We start from the raw sequence: 20,673 nt of genomic DNA, 5'->3' as shown, positions 1-20,673 counted from the left end.
CGGATTTGGCCTGATGATCTGGAGATTTGAACGAACGATTTAACGGCGAGGCACAGAGTCTTCATGCAGCGCTTCATTTAGCTGGTCGACCGTAATGGCCCATTCCCCATCCGAGGCAATTTTTTCAGCTAAAAACTGACGTTGACCATCACTCCAGAATTCTGCATCCATAATATGAATTTCCGCCGCCAGTTGATGCTGGCCGATAAAATCTTGAATCGCCTGTTCGCTGGAGTCCAGGCCCAGTTGTTCAAACAGATTGGTCATTCTTGGTCGGGTTTGGCGCATGCGTGAATCTCCCTGTTGTTGTTCTTGTCTTCACCATAGCATATAAAACTGCAAATCCTAGTGCTGTTAAAAAAAATTCACCTTTTCATAAATTTGCAAGATAGATGACAACCAGCTCAGACAAAAAACAGGGCCAGTTATAGCGGCCCTGTCTGCTGATCTTGGTGTAGATGAACTGCGCTTTTATTCGGCAGCAATCGACCAGTCCTGAATCTCCCAGCCCTGCTCAACCGCCAAGGCTCGCAAACGATCATCCGGATTCACCGCAATAGCGTGGTCTGCATATTCCAGCAAGAAACGGTCATTAATTGAATCTGAATAGGCCCAGGATTCGGTCACCTCACGTCCGGCCAGCCACTGTTCCAGACGTACCAGTTTGCCCTGCTGATAACAGGCGGTATTGATCACTTTACCGGTATATTTGCCATCAACCACTTCAGCATTGGTGGCAATGATTTCGCTAATGCCAAATTCACGGAAAATTGGTGCAGTAATAAAATCCGAAGTCGCGGTAATACCGACCAGGGCATGTCCGGCCTCACGATGACGCTGAATCGCCTTAAAACCTTCCGGGCGCATTTGTGGACGAATCACTTTTTGCATAAACAACTCATGCAGTTCGGTCAGGTAGTGTGACTCGTGCTGGGTCAGAAATTCGAATACAAATTCGTTATAGGCAATCGGGTCAAGCTGGCCAGCTTTGTAATCTTCATAAAATTTGTCATTCATGGCGCGGTGATGAACCGGATCGACCAGACCTTCATTGACTAAAAACTCACCCCAGGAATGATCCGAATCTGTATTTAACAAGGTGTGATCGAGATCAAATAGCGCCAATTTCATGAAAATACTCGTAAAAACTGAAATTTAAGAAAAAATTTGTAAATCTATCTCCGCTAGTCGATAGAAATTCGTTAAGATCATAGCAATTTTAACATTTTTAAACTTTGCTTTTTTTCGTGTTGGATACAGAAATAAAAATCCCCGGAAGCAAAGGCATAATTTACAGAATATTTAGGTAGCCAAATGATCGACTCAGAAGGTTTCCGACCCAATGTCGGGATCATTTTGGCAAACGACTTTGGACAGGTTTTATGGGCAAAACGCATTGGACACAATGCATGGCAATTTCCACAAGGAGGTATCCAGCATGGAGAAACCCCTGAGCAGGCACTTTATCGTGAGCTGAGAGAAGAAGTTGGCTTACTGCCCGAACACGTTCAAATTATCGCACAAACGAAAGGTTGGCTGCGTTACCGTTTGCCGCACCGTTACATCCGGCCCGATTCCGATCCGGTATGTATTGGTCAAAAACAGAAATGGTTTTTACTCAAACTCACGGCCTCGGCCCAGTTGATTCAGCTCAACCTGTCCGATCCGCCCGAGTTTGATCAATGGCAGTGGGTCAGTTACTGGTACCCACTGGGTCAGGTCGTGAATTTCAAACGCGATGTGTACCGCAAGGCGATGGTGGAATTATGTCATCAATTGCCATCTAAGAAAGCCTGAAAAAAGCTGTATGATCATGCAGATTTTTTAAACGACTCTTGCTATAAAGAGAACAGAACTGGAACGCTGATTTGGAGCAGACTTTATGTCGAATATGCAACTGGATACCCTAAGACGCATTGTGCAGGAAATTAATGCGTCCACCAGTTTGCATGAATCGCTCGACATTATGGTCAATCAGGTTGCTGAAGCTATGCATGTCGATGTCTGCTCCATTTACCTGCTTGACGAGCGCAACCAGCGTTATCTGCTGATGGCCTCTAAGGGCTTGAATCCTGAAGCGGTCGGCCATGTGTCTCTGCATACAGGTGAAGGTCTGGTGGGGCTGGTCGGCCAGCGTGAAGAAATCGTCAACCTGGACGATGCACCGAAACATGAACGCTTCCTGTATTTACCGGAAACCGGCGAAGAAATTTATAATTCCTTCCTCGGCGTGCCGGTCATGTACCGTCGTAAGGTCATGGGCGTACTGGTGGTGCAGAACAAGGAATGTCAGGACTTTAGCGAAGCGGCTGAATCCTTTCTGGTCACGCTCTGCGCCCAGCTCTCTGGCGTGATTGCGCATGCGCATGCTGTTGGCAATATTGATGTCTTTCGTAAACCCAGCAATCTGCCGGCCTACAAAACCTTCCAGGGCGTTTCCGGCTCGGGCGGGATTGCGCTTGGCCGCGCGGTCATTCTCTATCCACCAGCAGATTTGGCCGCGGTACCCGACCGTGAAGCCGATGACATCAGCGAAGAACTGAAACTGCTCGACACCGCGCTGGATGCCGTGCGTCAGGAAATTCAGGCGCTGGATGACAAAATGCAGGATGCGCTGATGGCCGAAGAACGCGCGCTGTTTAGCGTGTTCCTGCGTATGCTGGATGAAAATGCCCTGCCGGCGGAAATTAAAGAACTGATCCGGGATGGCAATTGGGCACAAGGTGCTGTGCGGATTGTCATTGACAGCCACATTGCCCAGTTTGTCCAGATGGAAGATGACTACCTGCGCGAACGGGTCTCCGACTTAAAAGATCTCGGCCGGCGTATTCTGGCCTATTTGCAGGAAGCCGATGCCAGTCACCGCGAACTGACCGATGAAAGCATCCTGATTGGTGAAGAAATCTCGACCGCGGCACTGGTGGAATTACCGGTCGATAAAATTGCCGCGATTGTCACCACCGAAGGCGCCATGAACTCACATATGGTGATTGTGGCGCGTGCACTGGGTATTCCAACCGTGGTCGGGGTGACCGAACTGCCGATCAATACCCTCGATGACGTAGAAATGATTGTCGATGCGCATCAGGGCCGGGTGTTTATTAATCCGCCACGGCGTTTACGCACCCGCTATAAAGAAATTCAGAAAGAAGAAGAACTGATTGCCAAAGACCTGAAACAGTATGAAACCAAGGATGCCGTTACTCCAGACGGCGTGACGGTCAAACTGTATGTCAATACTGGTCTGATGATTGATGTGGTACGCGGGGTACAACGCGGTGCCAAAGGGGTCGGCCTGTACCGCTCTGAAATTCCGTTTATGCTGCGGGACCGTTTCCCGGGCGAAGAAGAACAGCGTGCCATTTACCGCCAGCAGCTAAGCCACTTTGCCAACAAACCGGTAGTAATGCGTACCCTGGATATTGGCGCAGACAAAGACCTGCCATATTTCTCGATTGAAGAAGAAAACTCAGCGCTGGGCTGGCGCGGGATTCGCTTCACTCTCGATCATCCGGAAATTTTTTCTTCGCAAATTCGCGCCATGCTGAAAGCCAGCATTGGCTTGAACAATCTGCACATCCTGCTGCCAATGGTCACCAGCGTCAATGAAGTCGAAGAAGCGCTATATCTGCTAGATCGTGACTGGCATGCGGTACAGGAAGAAGAACAGGTCAAGATCAATAAACCGCGTATCGGGATTATGGTAGAAGTGCCCAGTGTGCTGCTGCAGATTGATGAATTTGCCGAACTGGTCGATTTCTTCTCGGTCGGTTCCAATGACCTGACCCAGTATCTGCTGGCAGTGGACCGTAACAATCCACGCGTGGCCAACGTCTATTCGCATTTCCATCCATCAGTGCTACGCGCACTGACCCGTCTGGTCAAGGAATGTCACAAGTACGATAAACCGGTCAGCATTTGTGGTGAAATGGCCGGTGATCCGCTATCTGCGGTGCTGTTGATGGCGATGGGCTTTAATACCCTGTCGATGAGTTCGAGTAACATTCTGCGCGTGCGTAAAGCGATTTGCCATGTGCCAATGAGCGAAGCACAGGAGCAGCTGGAACGGGTGCTGAAAATGAATAATTCGCTGATGGTGAAAAGCTGGATGGAATATTATTTTAAAACCCATGGTCTGGGCGATATGGTCAAGGCCTCTACCCGGATTGTTGGCGCTTAAGCCATATTTTGATTTAAATCAGACAGAATGAATAAGGGCGATAATCATCAGAATATCGCCCTTGTTTGTGTTTGCTATAGCCGCGTTTGGCATTCTTTTTCCGGTCGACAAAAACCTGGCTCTTGTTGACCTCATGCATATATTTGGCCACGAAGTTATGCTGAATCACTTCTGGCTGTTTTTTCTTTGCCATCACTTTATCCTTCCGGTTCATGATTTGAATGCAGGTGTTCCTGCGCTGTATTGATGGGTACATTTGCGCAAAATTCAAGCGCATTTTAGCCTTAAAACTGCGTTTTGCTTCCCGTCGACATCCCTTTGGAATGGGGAGTCAATCATACATTTTTTTGGACAATTCAGCAGCAGTTTTGCGACAGTCATGTAACAATAAAAGAAACGGTATAGAAAAATTTTGCAGTGTTTTTCTGAACATTCTTCAGTCAAAAAATGAAAGTAGATTCAGCTGCTCTGCCCCTATAATTATACTACGAAATATTATAATTTTTTATTATTTTACAAATATTTATCAGTTAGATAACGCGCTAGAAAAAACTTCCTGATAGGCTAAGATGAAGCTAGAAGATCAATTCAAACAGCCTCTTCCAAAACAGGAGTTCACAGCATGATTTATGAAGTTTCTGGAGATATTTTATTGAGCCAAGCCCGTGCCATTGCCCACGGTGTTGCCCCAAATGATAACTTTGCCACCGGACTGGCTTTAAGTCTGCGCGAACACTGGCCGGCGCTGTATAAAGACTTCCGTAACTATTGCCATATTTACCATCCTAAAGCAGGTGAACAATGGACCTGGGTCAATGCCGAAGGTCAGCGCATCATTAATCTGATGACTCAGGAAGCGGCCTATGACAACGGTTCCAAGCCGGGTAAAGCATCGACAGAATACGTCAACCGCACCCTGAAAAATCTGAAACAGCTGGTTGAAGCCGAGAATATTGAAAGTCTGGCGCTGCCACGTCTGGCCACTGGTGTCGGCGGTCTGGATTGGGAAGAAGTCCGCCCGCTGATTTACAAGCATTTAGAAGACCTGAATATTCCGGTTTATATCTACACCCTGTACCAGAAAGGGGTGAAAGCAGACGAACCGGCGCATTAAGCCAAGCTCGTTTGATCGTTAGAGTGAGACTGATGCCGGGATCACACGGCTGCGCAACTGCAGACCGCCATGCATCCAGTCCGATTTCCCCGCTTGGCTGAAGTCAAGCGGGGAATTTTTCTATCAGGATACTCTCTATCACGCGTGATGTTTAAACCGCCAGCGCACGTTCTAACAGCCGGGCAACATCGACCTGGGCCGGGTCTAACATGCCCACCACCTGACCATGCAGGGTCTGATAACGGCTCTGGATAAAGGCCTGTGCCACAAAATCAGGTGCATGCTGGTTTAAGATGACCGCCTGTGCCAGCAGCACCAAACGGCTTACCAGCGTACGTGCCATAAACTGCAAGGCTTGTGGGTCTGTCTGCTGGAACAGCTGCATCAGCGCCTGTAATTCCTGCTGTAACAGCGGCTGCTGTTGCACACCGTCGGCCAGCGACTGCAACAGGACCTGCATGGAGGCCGGATCACGCTGTATCGCGCGTAGCACATCCAGACACATGACATTGCCCGACCCTTCCCAGATACTATTCACCGGAGCTTCTTTAAAAATACGCGCCATGATGCCAGTGTCGACATAGCCATTGCCGCCAAAGACCTCCATCATTTCGCCGCTCAGCTCGACAGTACGCTTACACACCCAGAACTTGGCAGCCGGGGTCATAATCCGCTTCCAGGCCTGCGCCAGCGGCGTATCCAACTGGTAGCACTGCGCCAGATAAAAGCCCAGCTGCACCGCGGCTTCGGTTTCCAGTGCCAGATCAGCCAGCACCGCCTGCATCAGCGGCTGTTCAGCCAGCGGCTTGCCAAAGGCTTTGCGTTGCCGGGTATAGGCAATACATTGCACCAGCGCCTGGCGCAACATGGCACTGCTGCCGACCACACAGGTCAGGCGGGTATAATTGGCCATTTCAATAATGGTGGGAATACCCCGGCCAGCTTCGCCAATCATGATGCCCCAGGCCTCATGAAACTCGACTTCCGAGCTGGAATTGCTGCGATTACCGACCTTGTCTTTTAGACGCTGGATATGAATCGTGTTCTTGCGACCATCTTCCAGCCAGCGCGGGACAAAGAAGCAGGCCAAGCCATCCTGTTCAGTTTTGGCCACCACCAAATGCGCATCGCACATCGGCGCCGAGAAAAACCATTTATGTCCGGTCAGCAGATAGGGCTGGCCACGACCCGCGGTCCCCACCGGAGTGGCGATGGTTTCATTGGCCCGCACATCGGAGCCGCCCTGCTTTTCAGTCATGCCCATGCCCAGCCAGATTGATGTTTTCTGCGCCATTGGAATATCCCGCGCATCATATTCATTCGACAGCAGTTTATCGCCGAGCTGTTGCCACAGTTCAGGTTCACGCTGAATGAGCGGAATGCTGCCCAGGGTCATAGAAGCGGGACACAGATTGCCACATTCAACCTGACCACTCAGATAAAAGCGCGCCGCCCAATCGACCCAGGCAGATGCGGACTGAGGTTCAATAAAGGGATGGGCATGGGTCTGAAACTCCCGGTTCAGCGCCATCCAGTAATGCCAGGCTGGATGGAACTCGATCACATCCTGACGGCGGCCGCGAGCATCAAAGGCCTGTAACTGCGGGGTATGGCTATTGGCTAAATGGGCAGAATGATAAGCTTCTGCCGATCCGGCCTGCTGACCAAGGGCGCCAAGGCGTGCCTGATCCTGACTGCCATAGCGCTGCAAGATTTCCTGCAACACGCGGTCACTCGCAAACAGGTTATAATCCTGACGTTCATCAAACTGATTCTGAATAGAATGGGTCATCCATGCCTGCATCGTTCATCGTTCCTGATTGATTATGATGATAGGCTTTCAGTATAAAGAATATTCACCCACAGCATGTTCGGTTTTCAGTCATGACCTCCCCCTCTGTACAGCTGCGGCGTAAGCCTCGCCAGTCCCGGGCCAAACAGACCCAGCAGGCACTGCTGGACAGTGTTGTTCGGCTTTTGCAGCAGCAGACACCCGCACAACTGACCATCCGCGAGATTACCGAGCTGGCCGGGGTCGGTCTGGGCACCTTTTATGAATACTTTGCCCAGAAAGAAGATTTGCTGGCCTGGGTAATCCACCAGCAGATTATCCAGCATGTCGAGGCGCTACGCAGTTATACCCAGCCACCGCCACAGTTATCCACAACTGGTGATATTTGCAGCGATATACAGGCCCTGCTGTGCTTTCAGCTCGACCGTATCCGCAGCGAACAGCGGCTGTGGGCCAGTGTGTTTTTACTTGAACGCAGCCTGTCGAGCGAACAGGCCTATCAAAAGCATTATCAGCTGATGCTGGACAGCTGGCAGCAGATTTTAAGCCGCTATATACCTGAAACCCACGAACGCTTGCGCTGTGCCGAAAACCTGCATCGCATCAGTTATGGCTTTATTTCACAAACCCTGTTAATCCAGCCCACATTTCAGGACTGGCCGCAACTGCAGGCCGATATTGAACTGGCCATCCAGCCGTTTTTAGCCCGGCTCATCTCAACAAAATCCGACTAAAACACTCAGAAATCAAAACTTTAAGCTATCGATTATTCCTTTGACCACTAATCGTTTTATCCATTTGAAAAACTGCGGTACTCGGTCTACATTAAATGAGAACCAAGCTACATTTTTATGTTTTTATCCATCGCCATCCTGCCCAGTCAGTCGTTGCAAGGCAGATGTCCATGATGGGCTGGGTTGGTTTTTTAATGACTTTGATAACGGTTAATTTCATGGGATGTCACCTGCCTGGAGAATCCAGCCCGTGTCCAACGTCAGCACATGAATACAATAACGGAGAACGATAATGAGCCAAGACTTTAAAAAATGTCCGGTCACCCACCTCACCACCGATGCCGGTGCTCCGGTGGTCGATAACCAGAACAGTATGACCGCCGGTGCCCGTGGTCCATTGCTTACCCAGGATTTATGGCTCAATGAAAAACTGGCGAACTTTGTTCGTGAAGTGATTCCTGAGCGTCGTATGCACGCCAAAGGTTCAGGTGCATTCGGAACCTTTACCGTGACTCACGACATTACCCAATATACCCGCGCCAAAATTTTCTCTGAAGTCGGCAAGAAAACCGAAATGTTTGCCCGCTTCTCGACAGTGGCCGGTGAGCGCGGTGCAGCCGATGCCGAACGTGATATTCGCGGTTTTGCACTAAAATTCTATACCGAAGAAGGCAACTGGGATTTAGTCGGTAACAACACACCGGTGTTCTTCTTCCGTGACCCGCGCCAGTTCCCGGACCTGAACAAAGCGGTAAAACGTGACCCGAAAACCAATGTCCGTTCCGCCAACAACAACTGGGATTTCTGGACCCTGTTACCAGAAGCGCTGCATCAGGTGACCATTGTCATGTCAGACCGCGGTATTCCTGATGGTTATCGCCATATGCATGGTTTTGGCAGCCACACCTACAGCTTCATTAATGCCAACAATGAACGTTTCTGGGTCAAATTCCATTTCCGTACCCAGCAGGGCATTAAAAACCTGACCGATGCCGAAGCCGCAGCACTGATTGGCCAGGACCGTGAAAGCAGCCAAAATGACCTGTTTAATGCAATTGAACGTGGCGATTTCCCGAAATGGACCCTATTCGTGCAGATCATGCCGGAAACCGAAGCGGAAACCGTACCTTATCATCCGTTTGACCTGACCAAAGTCTGGCCAAAAGGTGATTATCCATTAATTGAAGTCGGTGAGTTTGAACTGAACCGTAACCCAGAAAACTATTTCCAGGATGTGGAACAGGCCGCTTTTGCACCAAGTACTCTGGTGCCGGGGATCAGCTATTCACCAGACCGTATGCTGCAAGCGCGTTTAATTAACTATGCCGATGCCGCACGTTATCGCGTGGGGGTAAACCATTCCCAGATTCCGGTAAACGCAGCCCGTTGTCCGGTCCACTCTAACCGCCGTGATGGTCAGGGCCGTATGGATGGCAACTATGGCGGCTTGCCACACTATGAGCCAAACAGCTTCCAGCAATGGCAGGAACAGCCACAGTACCGTGAACCACCACTGAAAATCCGTGGCGATGCCGATTTCTGGGATTATCGTCAAGATGACAGCGATTACTTTAGCCAGCCGCGTGCCCTGTTCAACCTGATGAATCCTGAACAGAAACAGGCGCTGTTTGACAATACTGCGCGTGCCATGGGCGATGCCTATGACTTTATCAAGTACCGTCATATCCGTAACTGCTTTATGTGTGACCCGGCCTACGGCGAAGGTGTAGCCCAAGCCTTGGGGATGACCGTGGCAGATGCTCAGGCCGCTCGAGCCACCGACCCTGCGCTGGGTCAGCCAGGCGTGCTCTAAGCCTCTACACAGAGAGTTCAAGCCATAAAAAAACCACCTTCGGGTGGTTTTTTGTTGCAGGATTTAAACTTAAACAATCAGCTTCTTGCCTTCGCGAATGCAATAAAACGGATTCATCAGTTTTGAGGATTTACGCATGGCATTTTGCAAATCGACTTCCGGCTGTTCACGGCCTTCATCGGTGAGCTGGAAGGTACGGTAATGAATGGCCAGCGAACATTTGGAATGCAGGTCTTTATGCGCCTGAAAAGCATCTTCCGGATTCATGTGCATATAGCGCATCAGGTCCCGTGGCTCATAGGCACCAATCGGTAATAGTGCAATCCGCGGTGCGCCAATACGGGCATGGATTTCCTTAAAATGCGAGGAATAACCGGTATCTCCGGCAAAGAAGCAGTGATCTTCACCATGCAGAATCGAGAAACCACCCCAGAGGGCGCTGTTCTGGTCGCGCATACCACGGCCTGAACCATGCTGCGCCGGAATATAGACCAGTTTTAATTCATTAAATAGCGCCGATTGCCACCAGTCCATTTCCACCACATGAAAGTTTTTTGGCAAATACCAGCTGTTGCCCAGTCCGGTATAAATTGGCATGGCAAAACGGGCATGTAACCAGCGCAGGGTGGCCAGATCCATGTGGTCATAATGGTTATGGCTCAACAGCACCGCATGAATGGTCGGTAACTCTTCCAGGGCAATTCCAGCCGGGCAAATCCGTTTCGGACCTCTGCCCTGCTGCGGTCCGGCATATTCACACCAGACCGGATCGGTCAGGAAATTATAGGGGCCAATCTGAATCAGAACGGTAGCATGCCCTACAAACCAGATCTGCCAGTCATCCAGGCTGGCATTCGGACGTTCCTGCGGAATCGGACGCTTGCCTTCAGCGGGCTGCTCTGGTGTGTTTTCTGCGGTCCAGCTATTGCGTTTACGCTGTAACAGCCATTTCAGCAAATCACTGCGGCTACGCCCTTCGGGTGCCGGCACCGGATTGAAAAACTGGGCACCGTTATAATGCCGGGAAGGTAAAAACTGCAAAGCAGGCTGACGCCAGGCGTGTGACCAACATGTTTCGGTTGGTAGCTGAAAATGCTTAGGTTCCGCGTTTTGATTCATGTCAGTCCGATAAAAATTGAAGCACGTAGAGCAAATCCTGTGATTTATTAAGTCTTCATTACACAGGACAGCAAGTGCCGATGCAATATGCATAGTATCCAAAATTGTGGAATATTTTGTTTTATGTTTTTGTTGTTTTTAGCAAAAGCCAAAACAGCAGGAAGCGCATGGCTTCCTGTGCTGTCACCATTTAGAAAAATACTGACGCTGCCAGTCTTTCCAGAAATACATCACAATGCCCAGCATCACCACCGCAATCCCGGCCACCGCATGTGCACTGATATGCTCATGATTCAGGGTCGCTCCGAGTACCAGTGCAATAATCGGGGTCATCACATTGCTTAAAGAGACAGTGGACGCAGCCAGACGGCGAATCAGCCAGAAATAACACAGCATCGCCACAATCGAAGACATGATCATGGTAAACAAAAAGCCAATCATGGTTTGCATGCCCGGCCATTCGGTTGGCATATGTGACCAGATGAATGGCAACATCAGCATTGAACCCAGTGCCGAGACCAGCAAGGAACCGGTGGCCTGTGACATCGGACTCAGTGGTGCATTAATCTGCTTGACCCAGAAAATCGAGCTGATATACGACACCATGCTAATTAACATCAGCACAATCCCAATCGGGTTGATCTTGCTGTCTGCCGAGTCGGCAAAGACATAACTCAGCCCGGCCACCGCCACCGCCATGCCCAGCCATTGCAGGGCCACCAGTTTCTGGGTTTTTAAAATCACATGGCCAATTAAACCGGCAATAAGCGGGGAAAAACCAAAAATCAGCGCCATTAAACCCGAAGTCAGGTAATTGGCTGCCAGATAAATAAACAGCTGCGCACCAATCAGGTTCAGGCTGCCCGCCACATAACTTTTGAGTGAGGTTTCATCCAGCGGCAACGGATCACGCATCAGTTTCAGTAAAAACAGCGCAATCAGCGAAGCCCCGAAATAGCGGATAATCAGCACCCACATGGGATGGACTTCTTCCACACTCCACACAATCGCCAGCGGCGTGGTGGCCCAGATCAGCACCAGCAAGGCATAGATACTTGCGGTAACGATCATGGGAGATGAGTTTGAACTCATAGACAACTCAACTAAATTTGAAAACCATAAAATGAAAGCATCTTTATTCAAACCCATCTTGAAATAATGAGGATGACGACCTGAATGTCACCACGGAACGAAGAGACGCCCAAACAATGAAAAGAGTTTTGCCCTGCGAACTCAAAAATAAATTTTGAGGATTCTTATCAGCTTTAAAAAGTAAGACCTACCGACACAAAGTCATGTACAAATCACCATGCACATTGCGCTCATGTCTCAACAAGAAAATAAAACAGCCATAAAAAAGCAGACCAAAGTTACCCAAGGTCTGCCCTGCCGTATCGCCGGATTATTTTACCAGCTTACGAAGATCCTGACTCAGATCGAGATATTTGTCAGCCTCAAAAGCCGCCTGTTTGCTGATCAGCTTTTTCAGGTGACGCATGTCTTTGGCTGCATTCACGGTAATCCCGCCAACGATCACGCCATCGGTGACACCAAACAATACGAATGATGATTCAGCACGCAGTTCAGGTTTAATCTCGCCACGCACATGCCATTCAGCCGCTGCCATATCACCAACAAACTGATAGTTGATGTCCAGCTGATCGGTCCAGAACCAGGCCGGGTTTGCCGCTGGATGTTCAACGCCCATCACGTGACGCGCGAAGATACCGGCTTGCAGGTTGGCATTTTCCCAGGTTTCAACGCGGCGGTGGTTACCACAGTCACGCAGTTGCGTGGCCACGTCACCCGCTGCATAAATATCCGGATTTGAAGTCTGGCAATTTTCATTGACCTTAACCGCAAAGTCCGCATCCAGACCGGCTTCAACGGCCAGCTGTGCATTCGGGATAATCCCGATGCCATAGACCACAGCATCTGCACGCAGCTCTTCACCGCCTTCCACTGTTACCACAATTTCTTCGCCATCCAGCTTGCATTCTGCAATCTGGGTCGACAGGCGTACATCAACACCGGCCAATTGTTGCTGCTGCAGCAGGAACTCGCTCAGGATGCGTGGTGATGAACGACCCATCACCATTGGACCCATTTCAATCACGGTCACTTCACATTCTTTAAAACGTGCGCTTGATGCAAGCTCCAGACCGATCACACCACCACCAATCAGGATGATACGGCGGCCCGGCTGTAATACCGGCACCAGCGCTTGTGAATCTTCCAGGTTACGCAGGGTGTACACGTGTTTACCCAGCGCATCGAAGTTGGGTAAACGACGCGCTGCACCACCGGTGGCCAGCAGTAACTTGTCATAAGCAACGACATCACCGTTTTGCAGTTCAACCGTTTTTGCCTCGGCATTGATTTTGGCCACACCGTTACCACGGATGGTTTCAACGCCCAGTTCCGCCAGTTTTTCTTCTGACAGAATTTCGATTTTGGTTTCGGCTGGTTTGAGAATCACATCTTTAGACAAAGGCGGACGCTCATACGGCAAATGGGTTTCATCCCCGATCAGGGTGATTTTGCCTTCGTATTTGTTGCCACGTAATTCCAGAATTGCGCTGGCACCGGCCTGACCTGCACCGACAATCACGATGCTGTTTACATTGCTCATTCAGTTAACCTTTTAATTCTGCAGAAACGATACCGAAACCGGCAATCCACTCGCTGATTTCTTCATAGCAGTGGGTGGTCATGTCATATTCGCCCAGCTCATGCAATGCAGCAAATGCCGCCATCCATGAACGGACTTCCTGACCGCCACGGCCGCCATCACGACGGATTTCCGCTTCAGTCATGGCTTCCAGTGCTGCGAAATCTGCCTGCTTGAATTTCTCCAGCAAGGCAATATCCCATTCCGCATTCAGCGGAACCGCTACCGAGGTATCCCCCGCGGCCAGCTTCTGACCCACGGCAATAATTTTTGCCTGACGGGCTTCACGTGCTTCCGGCGTCGGGTTGCGACCGGCAATCAGGAATTCTTCCACTTCTGGTGGTACCGAACCCATTTGCGGTGTAGGTGGATCGTGAGACAGACCACCCGTACCCAGAACCAGTACGCGTTCGTTTTCAAGATTCAGTGACTTGATAAACTGACCGACCGCACGACCTAAAGCAATGGTACGTTTGGTGGTTGGCATTGGCGCAGCTGCACCATTAATGAAAACTGGAATGGTAGGATAACGATCGAGCTGACCACCACACAGGAAATGTAATGGCTGGGTCACACCGTGGTCGGCCTGCATACGATACGAATAGGCCACATCCACGCCTTCATCAAGGACACGGCGAACCAGATTGAGTGCAGTTTCTTCAGGCACATCAATCTTGTTGTTGTCTTTACCATAGTCCCAGTCACCTGCTGCAGTGGCACGAATACCCACACAGAAACTTGGCATCAGGTCATAGAAGAAACCATTGAAATGGTCTGGACCAAAGGTAATGATCAGGGTTGGATCGTAGGCTTTGACTTCCGCAGACAGTTTTTCAAACGCCTGACGAACAGCTTGTTCTTTGCGTTGTTCTTGCGGAGTGGCAAACTCCATTAAAGGACTGTGCGATGCACAAATAAGTTTAACGGCCATGTGTGACTCCTAAACGGAAGGCAGCCAAAAGGCTGCCGGGTTAGTCCATTATGTTTTAAGGCGTGAATTACTCGTCAAAGAAACCGGCACGTGGTTGACGTAAACCACGAATGCCCAAGCCACATTCCGCGTTAATCAGCACGCCGGTCAGTGGACGGTTATTTTGACGTGAAGCCAGCAGCACATATGAACCGGTCATATCTTCTGGTTCTGGCAAGAAGTTCAGTGGCATACCACGGGCAATTTTCTCAGGATCACGTGCATCGAGCAGGCCAACATTTTCCTGACCGAGTGATGCCGCGCCTTTGATATTCACATTCATGGCAGACGGTGCCACGGCATTGACACGAACTTTTGGCGCTAATTCATAGGCCAGTTCTTTCATGATGCCTACACCGGCATGTTTGGATGCGGTATAAACAGGACCACCGCCCGATGAATACAGCGCAGAGTTTGATAAAGTGAAGATAATTGAACCTTCAGACTTGATCAGTTCGTCTAGCGCTGCTTTGGCACCCAGGATCAGCGACTTGGTATTAATGCCCATGATTTCATCAAAGGCTTTATCCAGTTGCTCACCCGAGGTGTTGACGATATCGGCATAGTGATCCCAGATACCGGCATTACCCACAAAACAGTCAAGCTTGCCAAAACGCTCAACGGTCGCTTGAACAGCACGGACATTGTCTTCATAGTTGGCAACATCACCAGCGATTGCAAGAATTCGGTCACCGAAGTGTTCCTGTAAAGCATCAACTTTAGACTGAGAACGCTGAAGAACGGCCACCTGTGCTCCTTCTTCTAAAAAACGCTCAACCAAAGCCCAGCCTAAACCCGAACCACCACCAGTGATGAGTGCAACTTCGCCTTTTAGCCAACCCATGATTACTCTCCTGCCATCTCTACGTATAACGCGCCATCTTCAACAATCACTGGGAATGTCTGGATTGGATCTGTTGCTGGCAAGCATAGTGCTTGACCAGTTTTCAAACAGAAACGTGCAGAGTGCAGCGGACATTCAACTGTACCGTCGTCTTCCAGATAACCTTCAGACATCGATGCATTACCATGTGAACAGCGATCATTCATTGCGAAGAATTCACCGCCATTGTTGAATACTGCCAGCGCATCGATACCGTTTACGCCGCAGTCCACTTTCAATGCTTCGCCTTCGTCAAGCTCGTCAACTTGGCAAACAAAAATCTTATTCATTAGAAGAATACACTCAGGTTATGTGAGTTATAGGTAACTTGGTCAAGCGTGATCTTACGGTTGAAGATCTGGAAGCCCAGGCCGCCTTCAACTTTGCGGATCTTGTCATGACGTTTACCACAGTAAATCGTAACGTCTTTCTCTTTCTGAGTACGGTACAGTAGGTATGTCACGTATACATCGTATTCGCCTTCAACTTCAGTCGGCTCAACAATCACGTTGCTCACCATGTGAGTGGTACGTGATGGAGGCTCTTCAGCCCAAGCCATACCAGTTTCCAGACGTGCAACACGACGTTCCAGAAGATCTTTCGTATCGTTGAATACCCAGGTAGTAGGTGGTTCAACTGAACGACGACGATCACGCGTTTGAGCGTTTGGTGTAGTACGTAGCGTGTAAGAAATATCTTCAGCTAGCGTGTCCAACCACTCGCGGAATTTCCAGTCATCAAGAAGCTTGGCTTCTTGATACAGGAACTGACTAATTTGGTGATGAAGTTCTAAACTGATTTGACTCATTTCATAAGCTCCTTCTCATATTCGTCAGCCGCAGCTTCAACGTCTTCCCATTTTTCATGAATCAATAAATCTGCCCAACGGCGGTACATACCACGTGCTGCAGTTTCAGAGAAAATATAGTTAGTGATACCCGGGATATCATCTTCACGTACTTTCTCGTTACCTTTACCCATTTCCATAATGAGTTTGTTTTGACGCGCTTTGTAACCACGTAAAACTTTTTGGATTTCGATCCAGTTTTCAGAGTCATCTTGCTCCAGGAAACCAGCAGGACCGAAGGCACGAGTTGCAGAACGTTCAAATGCTGCTTGTACATCTTCTGGCGCGTCCGCATCACAGATACAGAATGCCCAAACTTCAGTTTTGTTTGGACCACGTGGGTGCCATACACGAAGAGTCGCAGTACCGTTCAACCAAGACAATGTAGGGAACATGGTGTTATGACCAGCTAGACGCAGTGCACGAGTTTCACCTAGGCGTTCTTTCACTTCTTCGTAAGTTTCGCGGAAGTAGTTTGCAACTTCACCATCAACCCATACGTTTGCATCTGGTTTCTCTGTGAAGAAGAAGCCTGAACCGTGACCACGTGAACCGTATTGGATCGCGTCTTTCGCAGTTTCCCAAACTGGACGAGCCGTTTGAGCAGCACCTAATTTCTTGGTTGATTCGTCGTCTGGTTTCGCGCCAAGTACCTGAATCGCAGATGCGTGAGAGAACAGGGCGTGGTATTGGTCAGATGCAAACTGTTCAGCTGCAAATTTCCAGTTACACTCGATTTCCCACTTGTGTACACCACCGATGATTTCAGTACCACCTGGACGACGGTCTACAACGCCATCAAGATACCAAGCGATATCACCCATGTATTCTTCTAGATCTGGTGTGGTTTCATCCCAGCAGCCGAATACCAGGCCTTTGTAAGACTTCACACGGTTTACTTCAACCAGACCCCATTGCTCTTTACATGCACCATGCGGGTAAGCACGATCTTCAAGCGGGATGTCTTTTAAAGAACCGTCAATACCGTAAGACCAGCCGTGGTATGGGCAAGTGAACGCACGGGTATTACCACAGTCTGCGAAGCTTACGCGCATAGAACGGTGACGGCATTGGTTTAAGAATGCTTTGATCGAGCCATCTTTTTGACGTGCCACAATGATCGGATCTTCACCCATATAGGTATTGAAGAAGTCGCCCGCCTTAGGAATTTGGCTTTCATGGCAAAGGAATAACCAGGTACGACCAAATACACGTTCAAGTTCTAACTCGTAGATATCTGGATCAGTATAGATAGATGGCGTAATACGTCCATTTTGTGCATCGACTAAAGCGTCGATTTCGCGCACATCAATTTTTCCACTCATTGAAAGCTCTCCTGTGACCGACACAACGGCACAAAATAAATAGACTCAACTTTGCATGGATAATGATTTTTTAGCGGGGTTTAGTGAAATATTTTTTTTGTTTTAATTAAGATATTTTATCAATTACTTATCGCTTATTTCTCTTTATTAAAGCATTAATAAAATTTGAAAGCCTATTTATTTCCTAAATGGCAGAATAATCTTCACCTAATAGTTGATTATAGATTATACTCTTAAGACATGATAGTTAGACATTTTTTGAATTAATCTTTTGGAATGGGTTTATGGAATTACGTCACCTTCGCTATTTCATTACCGTGGCTGAAGAACTGAACTTCAGTAAGGCTGCCTTGAAGCTCTACACAGCCCAGCCTTCTTTAAGTCAACAGATTAAAGACCTCGAAGAAGACGTTGGCGTAAAACTGTTACACCGGACCAAACGTAAGGTCGAACTGACAGAAGAAGGCGCAGTGTTTCTGGAACAGGCGCGCTTGACCCTGGCGCAGGCCGACAAAGCCGTGGCTATGGCGCGTCAGGTGTCCCAGGCCAAACAGCAGATGCTACGCATTGGCTTTGTCCCGGTCGCGGAAATGAAGATTTTCCCGTATGTGTTGCCGAATCTGCGCGTACAGAACCCGGATCTGAAAATTGAATTGCTCAGTATGAACAACAATGATCAGATGAAAGCCATTAAAAAAGGTGAACTGGACATCACCTTTACCCGTCACAACTTTAACAGTGATGAAATTGAAAGCCAGTTCGTGCTGCGCGAACCGCTGATTTTCATTTTGCCAAAAGACCATCCGCTGGCCAAATACGAACGTATTCCGGTCAAAGCTCTGAATGGCATTGATTTTATTATTCCGGCCGCAGAGCAGTCACAGACTCTGCATCATACTATTCTGGATTTTGCCAAAGCCAACGGTATTGAATTTAATATTGTCCAAAAGGCCGATAATATCCTGTTCAATATCAACTCGATTGGTATGGGCTTGGGCTGTACCATCCTGCCGGGCTACATTGCCCCGCTGACCATGAACAACACCATCATCCGTCCGCTGGATATCGAACTGCCTTATCTGGACCTGTATATCAGTTACCGTAAAAACAGCAACTCGCCATCGGTCGACAAGTTTATGGAACTGTTGACCCGGGTGTTTTATCTGGATATTAACCGCGATTAAGCCACGCTTTGGCTGACTGCCTGCCAGCATCATTATTTCGAGACTAAATAATGGTGCTTTTTTTATGGCTAATTTGCCGACTTTTTAATCAGATTAGACTTAAGTCGCAGGCTTTTTTGCACCATTTTTTATCATTTTTGCACTTTTACGACTTTTTCTCTGCTAGCCGCACAGATTTATTTTCAGCCGCAAACTACAACTTAAGTCTAATAAGCTAGACTACAGTGAAGTGCCGCTATGTTCTGCCCCTGAAGCAGGATGCTAGGCATGCTTTTATCTGTCATGGGCCAGATTAAAGGAATAAGAATGATAAAAACACCGTTTAGCCATATTAAAACCGGGATGCAGTCTCATCCTTATTTTTTTATCAGTTTTCTGATCACCACGGTGCTGTACGGTATTTTTCAGTGCTTGAGCCCGTGGACCTGGTCGACCTGCCTGCTCATCAGCTGGAATATTGCCGTGTCCGGCTATCTGCTCTTTACCCTGCTGAATTTCTGGCACAGTGATCATCAGCATATTCTGCAACGCGCCCAGCAGCAGGATGCCAGTAAATGGCTGATTCTGTTACTGCTGTTTCTCACCCTGGTGATGTGTTTTATTGCGATTATTGTCGAGATCAACTTATTTGCCCAAACCGACTTTGCACGCATGGGGCATTTTCTGCTGGCGATTACCACTATTTTATGTGCCTGGCTGTTTATGCATACCATTTTTGCGATTCACTATGCGCATGACTATTATCTGGCGCTGCAACAGCATCAGGCAGGTGGTCTGGAGTTTCCGAAAACCCCTTATCCGACCTATCCGGATTTTCTCTATTTTAGTTATGTGATTGGCACGTCGGCACAAACCGCCGATGTCACCATCAGCTCACGCGCGATGCGTATCCTGAATACGCTGCATATTGTGCTGGCCTATATGTTTAACACCACCATTCTGGCGATTTGTATTAATCTGGTGGCCAGCTTTATTCAACACTAAACCAGTTGAACCAGAAATTCCGCCCATAAAAAAAGGATGGCCTGTCACCATCCTTTTTTCGCTTTTATCACCGGCTTATTTTACGCCGTGCGCCGCCAGGTAGTTTTTAATAACTGTGTTGAACTCATCGGCTTTTTCAACTTGTGACCAGTGCCCACACTGGCTGAAGATGTGTGCATCTGCATTTGGCACCACATTCAGAATGTCCCAGGTACGGGATACTGGAATCACCACGTCTTGAGTACCATGAATCAGAAGTACAGGTACCGTGATGTCTTTCATTTTTTCGAAGTCTAATGGGAATTCGAAACGGTCACGGTCACGCGCACCCACCACGTCCATTAAACGGTCAGAGGCATAGTCATTTGCAGCCGAGTCAAAACGGACTTTCACCAGTTCATCTGTAATCAGGTCTTTGTTTACCACGAACATAGACAGTGTCTTACGGATCCCTTCTTCAGTCAGTACAGGGTTCGCGTGTGCTTTCAGTGCCGCAGTTTGCTTGGCACCACCGGTACCCATAGACACGATACCCAGAACGCGTTCTGGATAATCCAGTGCCAATTGGAATGCCAACCAGCCACCCAAAGAGTTACCCACCAACCAGGTTTTCTCGATACCTAAAGCATCTAAGGTACGGATTGCGTGATCGACCCAGGCACGGATCCCGTATTGGGTACCAGGTGCAACAACGGTTTGACCATAACCAATGGTATCAATCGCGATACAACGTGCCTGTTCACCAATTTGTGGCAGGTTTAACCACCAGTTGGCCGCTGCAGATACACCCGTACCTGAACCGTGCAAGAACAGAATTGGCGTACCTTCACCAATTTCATGGTAATGGGTGAGTTCGCCTTCTGCGGTTTCAATCCATTTATCTTCTAAGCCAAAGAATGAATCTGTTGTATAGTCAGGGATTTGGACAGTGCTCATACTTACTCCTCATACAGTCTTTAGCTTGCGTTTCCCTCAATCTTGGAAGGTCTGGACGTCAAGTGACTCGTTGAACATGCGTTTTCTATAGGCTTATATTAACCGCTCCTGCGCTTTCAAC

General features: G+C 48.7%; 20 protein-coding genes. 7 read left to right on the top strand and 13 right to left on the bottom strand.

The annotated features are described in order from the left end of the window. Nucleotides 1-39: 39 nt before the first annotated feature. Both FTT63_RS05455 and FTT63_RS05450 read right to left on the bottom strand, forming a co-directional pair. Nucleotides 40-288 (bottom strand): DUF2789 family protein, encoded by a 249-nt coding sequence (locus FTT63_RS05455; RefSeq protein ID WP_005182035.1) that lies wholly within the window; start codon nt 286-288, stop codon nt 40-42. Nucleotides 289-471: 183 nt separating this feature from the next. After that, entirely contained in the window at nt 472-1,131 is a 660-nt protein-coding gene (locus tag FTT63_RS05450; RefSeq protein WP_005182034.1) for an HAD family phosphatase, read from the bottom strand. A 183-nt stretch (nt 1,132-1,314) separates the two neighbouring features. Between FTT63_RS05450 and FTT63_RS05445 the strand changes: the two genes are divergently transcribed. Both FTT63_RS05445 and ptsP read left to right on the top strand, forming a co-directional pair. Further along, nucleotides 1,315-1,797 carry an RNA pyrophosphohydrolase gene (locus FTT63_RS05445; RefSeq protein ID WP_005182032.1) on the top strand — a complete coding sequence of 161 codons (483 nt, stop codon included), beginning with the start codon at nt 1,315-1,317 and terminating at the stop codon, nt 1,795-1,797. Between the two features lie 85 nt (nt 1,798-1,882). Continuing rightward, entirely contained in the window at nt 1,883-4,180 is a 2,298-nt protein-coding gene (gene ptsP, locus FTT63_RS05440) for a phosphoenolpyruvate--protein phosphotransferase (protein WP_127799041.1), read from the top strand. Between the two features lie 13 nt (nt 4,181-4,193). On the opposite strand, the gene FTT63_RS05435 is transcribed toward ptsP, so the two are convergent. Next, nucleotides 4,194-4,373, bottom strand: a complete 180-nt coding sequence (locus FTT63_RS05435) for a hypothetical protein (protein WP_005182025.1) — start codon at nt 4,371-4,373, stop codon at nt 4,194-4,196. A gap of 429 nt (nt 4,374-4,802) precedes the next feature. Between FTT63_RS05435 and FTT63_RS05430 the strand changes: the two genes are divergently transcribed. Then, on the top strand, nt 4,803-5,294 hold the full coding sequence (locus tag FTT63_RS05430) for a macro domain-containing protein (protein ID WP_016659595.1): 492 nt from the start codon (nt 4,803-4,805) through the stop codon (nt 5,292-5,294). A 151-nt stretch (nt 5,295-5,445) separates the two neighbouring features. Here FTT63_RS05430 and FTT63_RS05425 read toward each other — a convergent pair whose 3' ends face one another. Beyond that, nucleotides 5,446-7,098 carry an acyl-CoA dehydrogenase family protein gene (locus FTT63_RS05425; protein WP_127799043.1) on the bottom strand — a complete coding sequence of 551 codons (1,653 nt, stop codon included), beginning with the start codon at nt 7,096-7,098 and terminating at the stop codon, nt 5,446-5,448. A gap of 80 nt (nt 7,099-7,178) precedes the next feature. Between FTT63_RS05425 and FTT63_RS05420 the strand changes: the two genes are divergently transcribed. Both FTT63_RS05420 and FTT63_RS05415 read left to right on the top strand, forming a co-directional pair. Next, a complete protein-coding gene (locus FTT63_RS05420; RefSeq protein WP_127799045.1) occupies nt 7,179-7,820 on the top strand; it encodes a TetR/AcrR family transcriptional regulator in 642 nt (213 codons plus the stop codon). Between the two features lie 292 nt (nt 7,821-8,112). Then, complete coding sequence (locus tag FTT63_RS05415) at nt 8,113-9,633, top strand: catalase (RefSeq protein WP_005182013.1); 1,521 nt, start codon at nt 8,113-8,115, stop codon at nt 9,631-9,633. A gap of 69 nt (nt 9,634-9,702) precedes the next feature. Here FTT63_RS05415 and FTT63_RS05410 read toward each other — a convergent pair whose 3' ends face one another. The 8 genes from FTT63_RS05410 to hcaE form a co-directional block, all read right to left on the bottom strand. Then, nucleotides 9,703-10,752 (bottom strand): MBL fold metallo-hydrolase, encoded by a 1,050-nt coding sequence (locus FTT63_RS05410; protein WP_005182011.1) that lies wholly within the window; start codon nt 10,750-10,752, stop codon nt 9,703-9,705. A gap of 183 nt (nt 10,753-10,935) precedes the next feature. Further along, nucleotides 10,936-11,844, bottom strand: coding sequence for a DMT family transporter (locus FTT63_RS05405; protein ID WP_016659599.1), 909 nt, complete (start codon nt 11,842-11,844; stop codon nt 10,936-10,938). Between the two features lie 310 nt (nt 11,845-12,154). Then, a complete protein-coding gene (gene hcaD / locus FTT63_RS05400) occupies nt 12,155-13,384 on the bottom strand; it encodes a 3-phenylpropionate/cinnamic acid dioxygenase ferredoxin--NAD(+) reductase subunit (RefSeq protein WP_127799047.1) in 1,230 nt (409 codons plus the stop codon). Between the two features lie 4 nt (nt 13,385-13,388). Beyond that, entirely contained in the window at nt 13,389-14,354 is a 966-nt protein-coding gene (locus FTT63_RS05395) for a 3-carboxyethylcatechol 2,3-dioxygenase (RefSeq protein ID WP_005182005.1), read from the bottom strand. A 67-nt stretch (nt 14,355-14,421) separates the two neighbouring features. Beyond that, a complete protein-coding gene (gene hcaB, locus FTT63_RS05390; protein WP_005182001.1) occupies nt 14,422-15,237 on the bottom strand; it encodes a 3-phenylpropionate-dihydrodiol/cinnamic acid-dihydrodiol dehydrogenase in 816 nt (271 codons plus the stop codon). Between the two features lie 2 nt (nt 15,238-15,239). After that, nucleotides 15,240-15,566 carry a 3-phenylpropionate/cinnamic acid dioxygenase ferredoxin subunit gene (hcaC, locus tag FTT63_RS05385; protein ID WP_005181999.1) on the bottom strand — a complete coding sequence of 109 codons (327 nt, stop codon included), beginning with the start codon at nt 15,564-15,566 and terminating at the stop codon, nt 15,240-15,242. After that, nucleotides 15,566-16,084 carry a 3-phenylpropionate/cinnamic acid dioxygenase subunit beta gene (gene hcaF / locus FTT63_RS05380; RefSeq protein WP_004781816.1) on the bottom strand — a complete coding sequence of 173 codons (519 nt, stop codon included), beginning with the start codon at nt 16,082-16,084 and terminating at the stop codon, nt 15,566-15,568. Before hcaF ends, hcaC begins: the two co-directional genes overlap by 1 nt. Then, nucleotides 16,081-17,448 (bottom strand): 3-phenylpropionate/cinnamic acid dioxygenase subunit alpha, encoded by a 1,368-nt coding sequence (gene hcaE, locus FTT63_RS05375; RefSeq protein ID WP_127799049.1) that lies wholly within the window; start codon nt 17,446-17,448, stop codon nt 16,081-16,083. The genes hcaF and hcaE overlap by 4 nt, the downstream gene beginning before the upstream one ends. 284 nt (nt 17,449-17,732) lie before the next feature. Here hcaE and hcaR point away from each other — a divergent pair, with 284 nt between their 5' ends. Then, the gene (gene hcaR / locus FTT63_RS05370) at nt 17,733-18,632 is read left to right on the top strand and encodes a DNA-binding transcriptional regulator HcaR (RefSeq protein WP_127799051.1); all 900 of its coding nucleotides are present in this window, start codon (nt 17,733-17,735) and stop codon (nt 18,630-18,632) included. A 306-nt stretch (nt 18,633-18,938) separates the two neighbouring features. Then, the gene (locus FTT63_RS05365; protein ID WP_005181979.1) at nt 18,939-19,616 is read left to right on the top strand and encodes a DUF1345 domain-containing protein; all 678 of its coding nucleotides are present in this window, start codon (nt 18,939-18,941) and stop codon (nt 19,614-19,616) included. A 75-nt stretch (nt 19,617-19,691) separates the two neighbouring features. On the opposite strand, the gene FTT63_RS05360 is transcribed toward FTT63_RS05365, so the two are convergent. Further along, entirely contained in the window at nt 19,692-20,552 is an 861-nt protein-coding gene (locus FTT63_RS05360; RefSeq protein ID WP_005181976.1) for an alpha/beta fold hydrolase, read from the bottom strand. Between the last annotated feature and the right edge of the window lie 121 nt (nt 20,553-20,673).

It is taken from the genome of Acinetobacter sp. C15 (genome assembly GCF_013420645.1).
In the GTDB taxonomy this organism is placed as follows: domain Bacteria; phylum Pseudomonadota; class Gammaproteobacteria; order Pseudomonadales; family Moraxellaceae; genus Acinetobacter; species Acinetobacter indicus.
The sequence above is the reverse complement of the archived record's forward strand: the minus strand, read 5'-3'. Positions and strand labels throughout refer to the sequence as shown.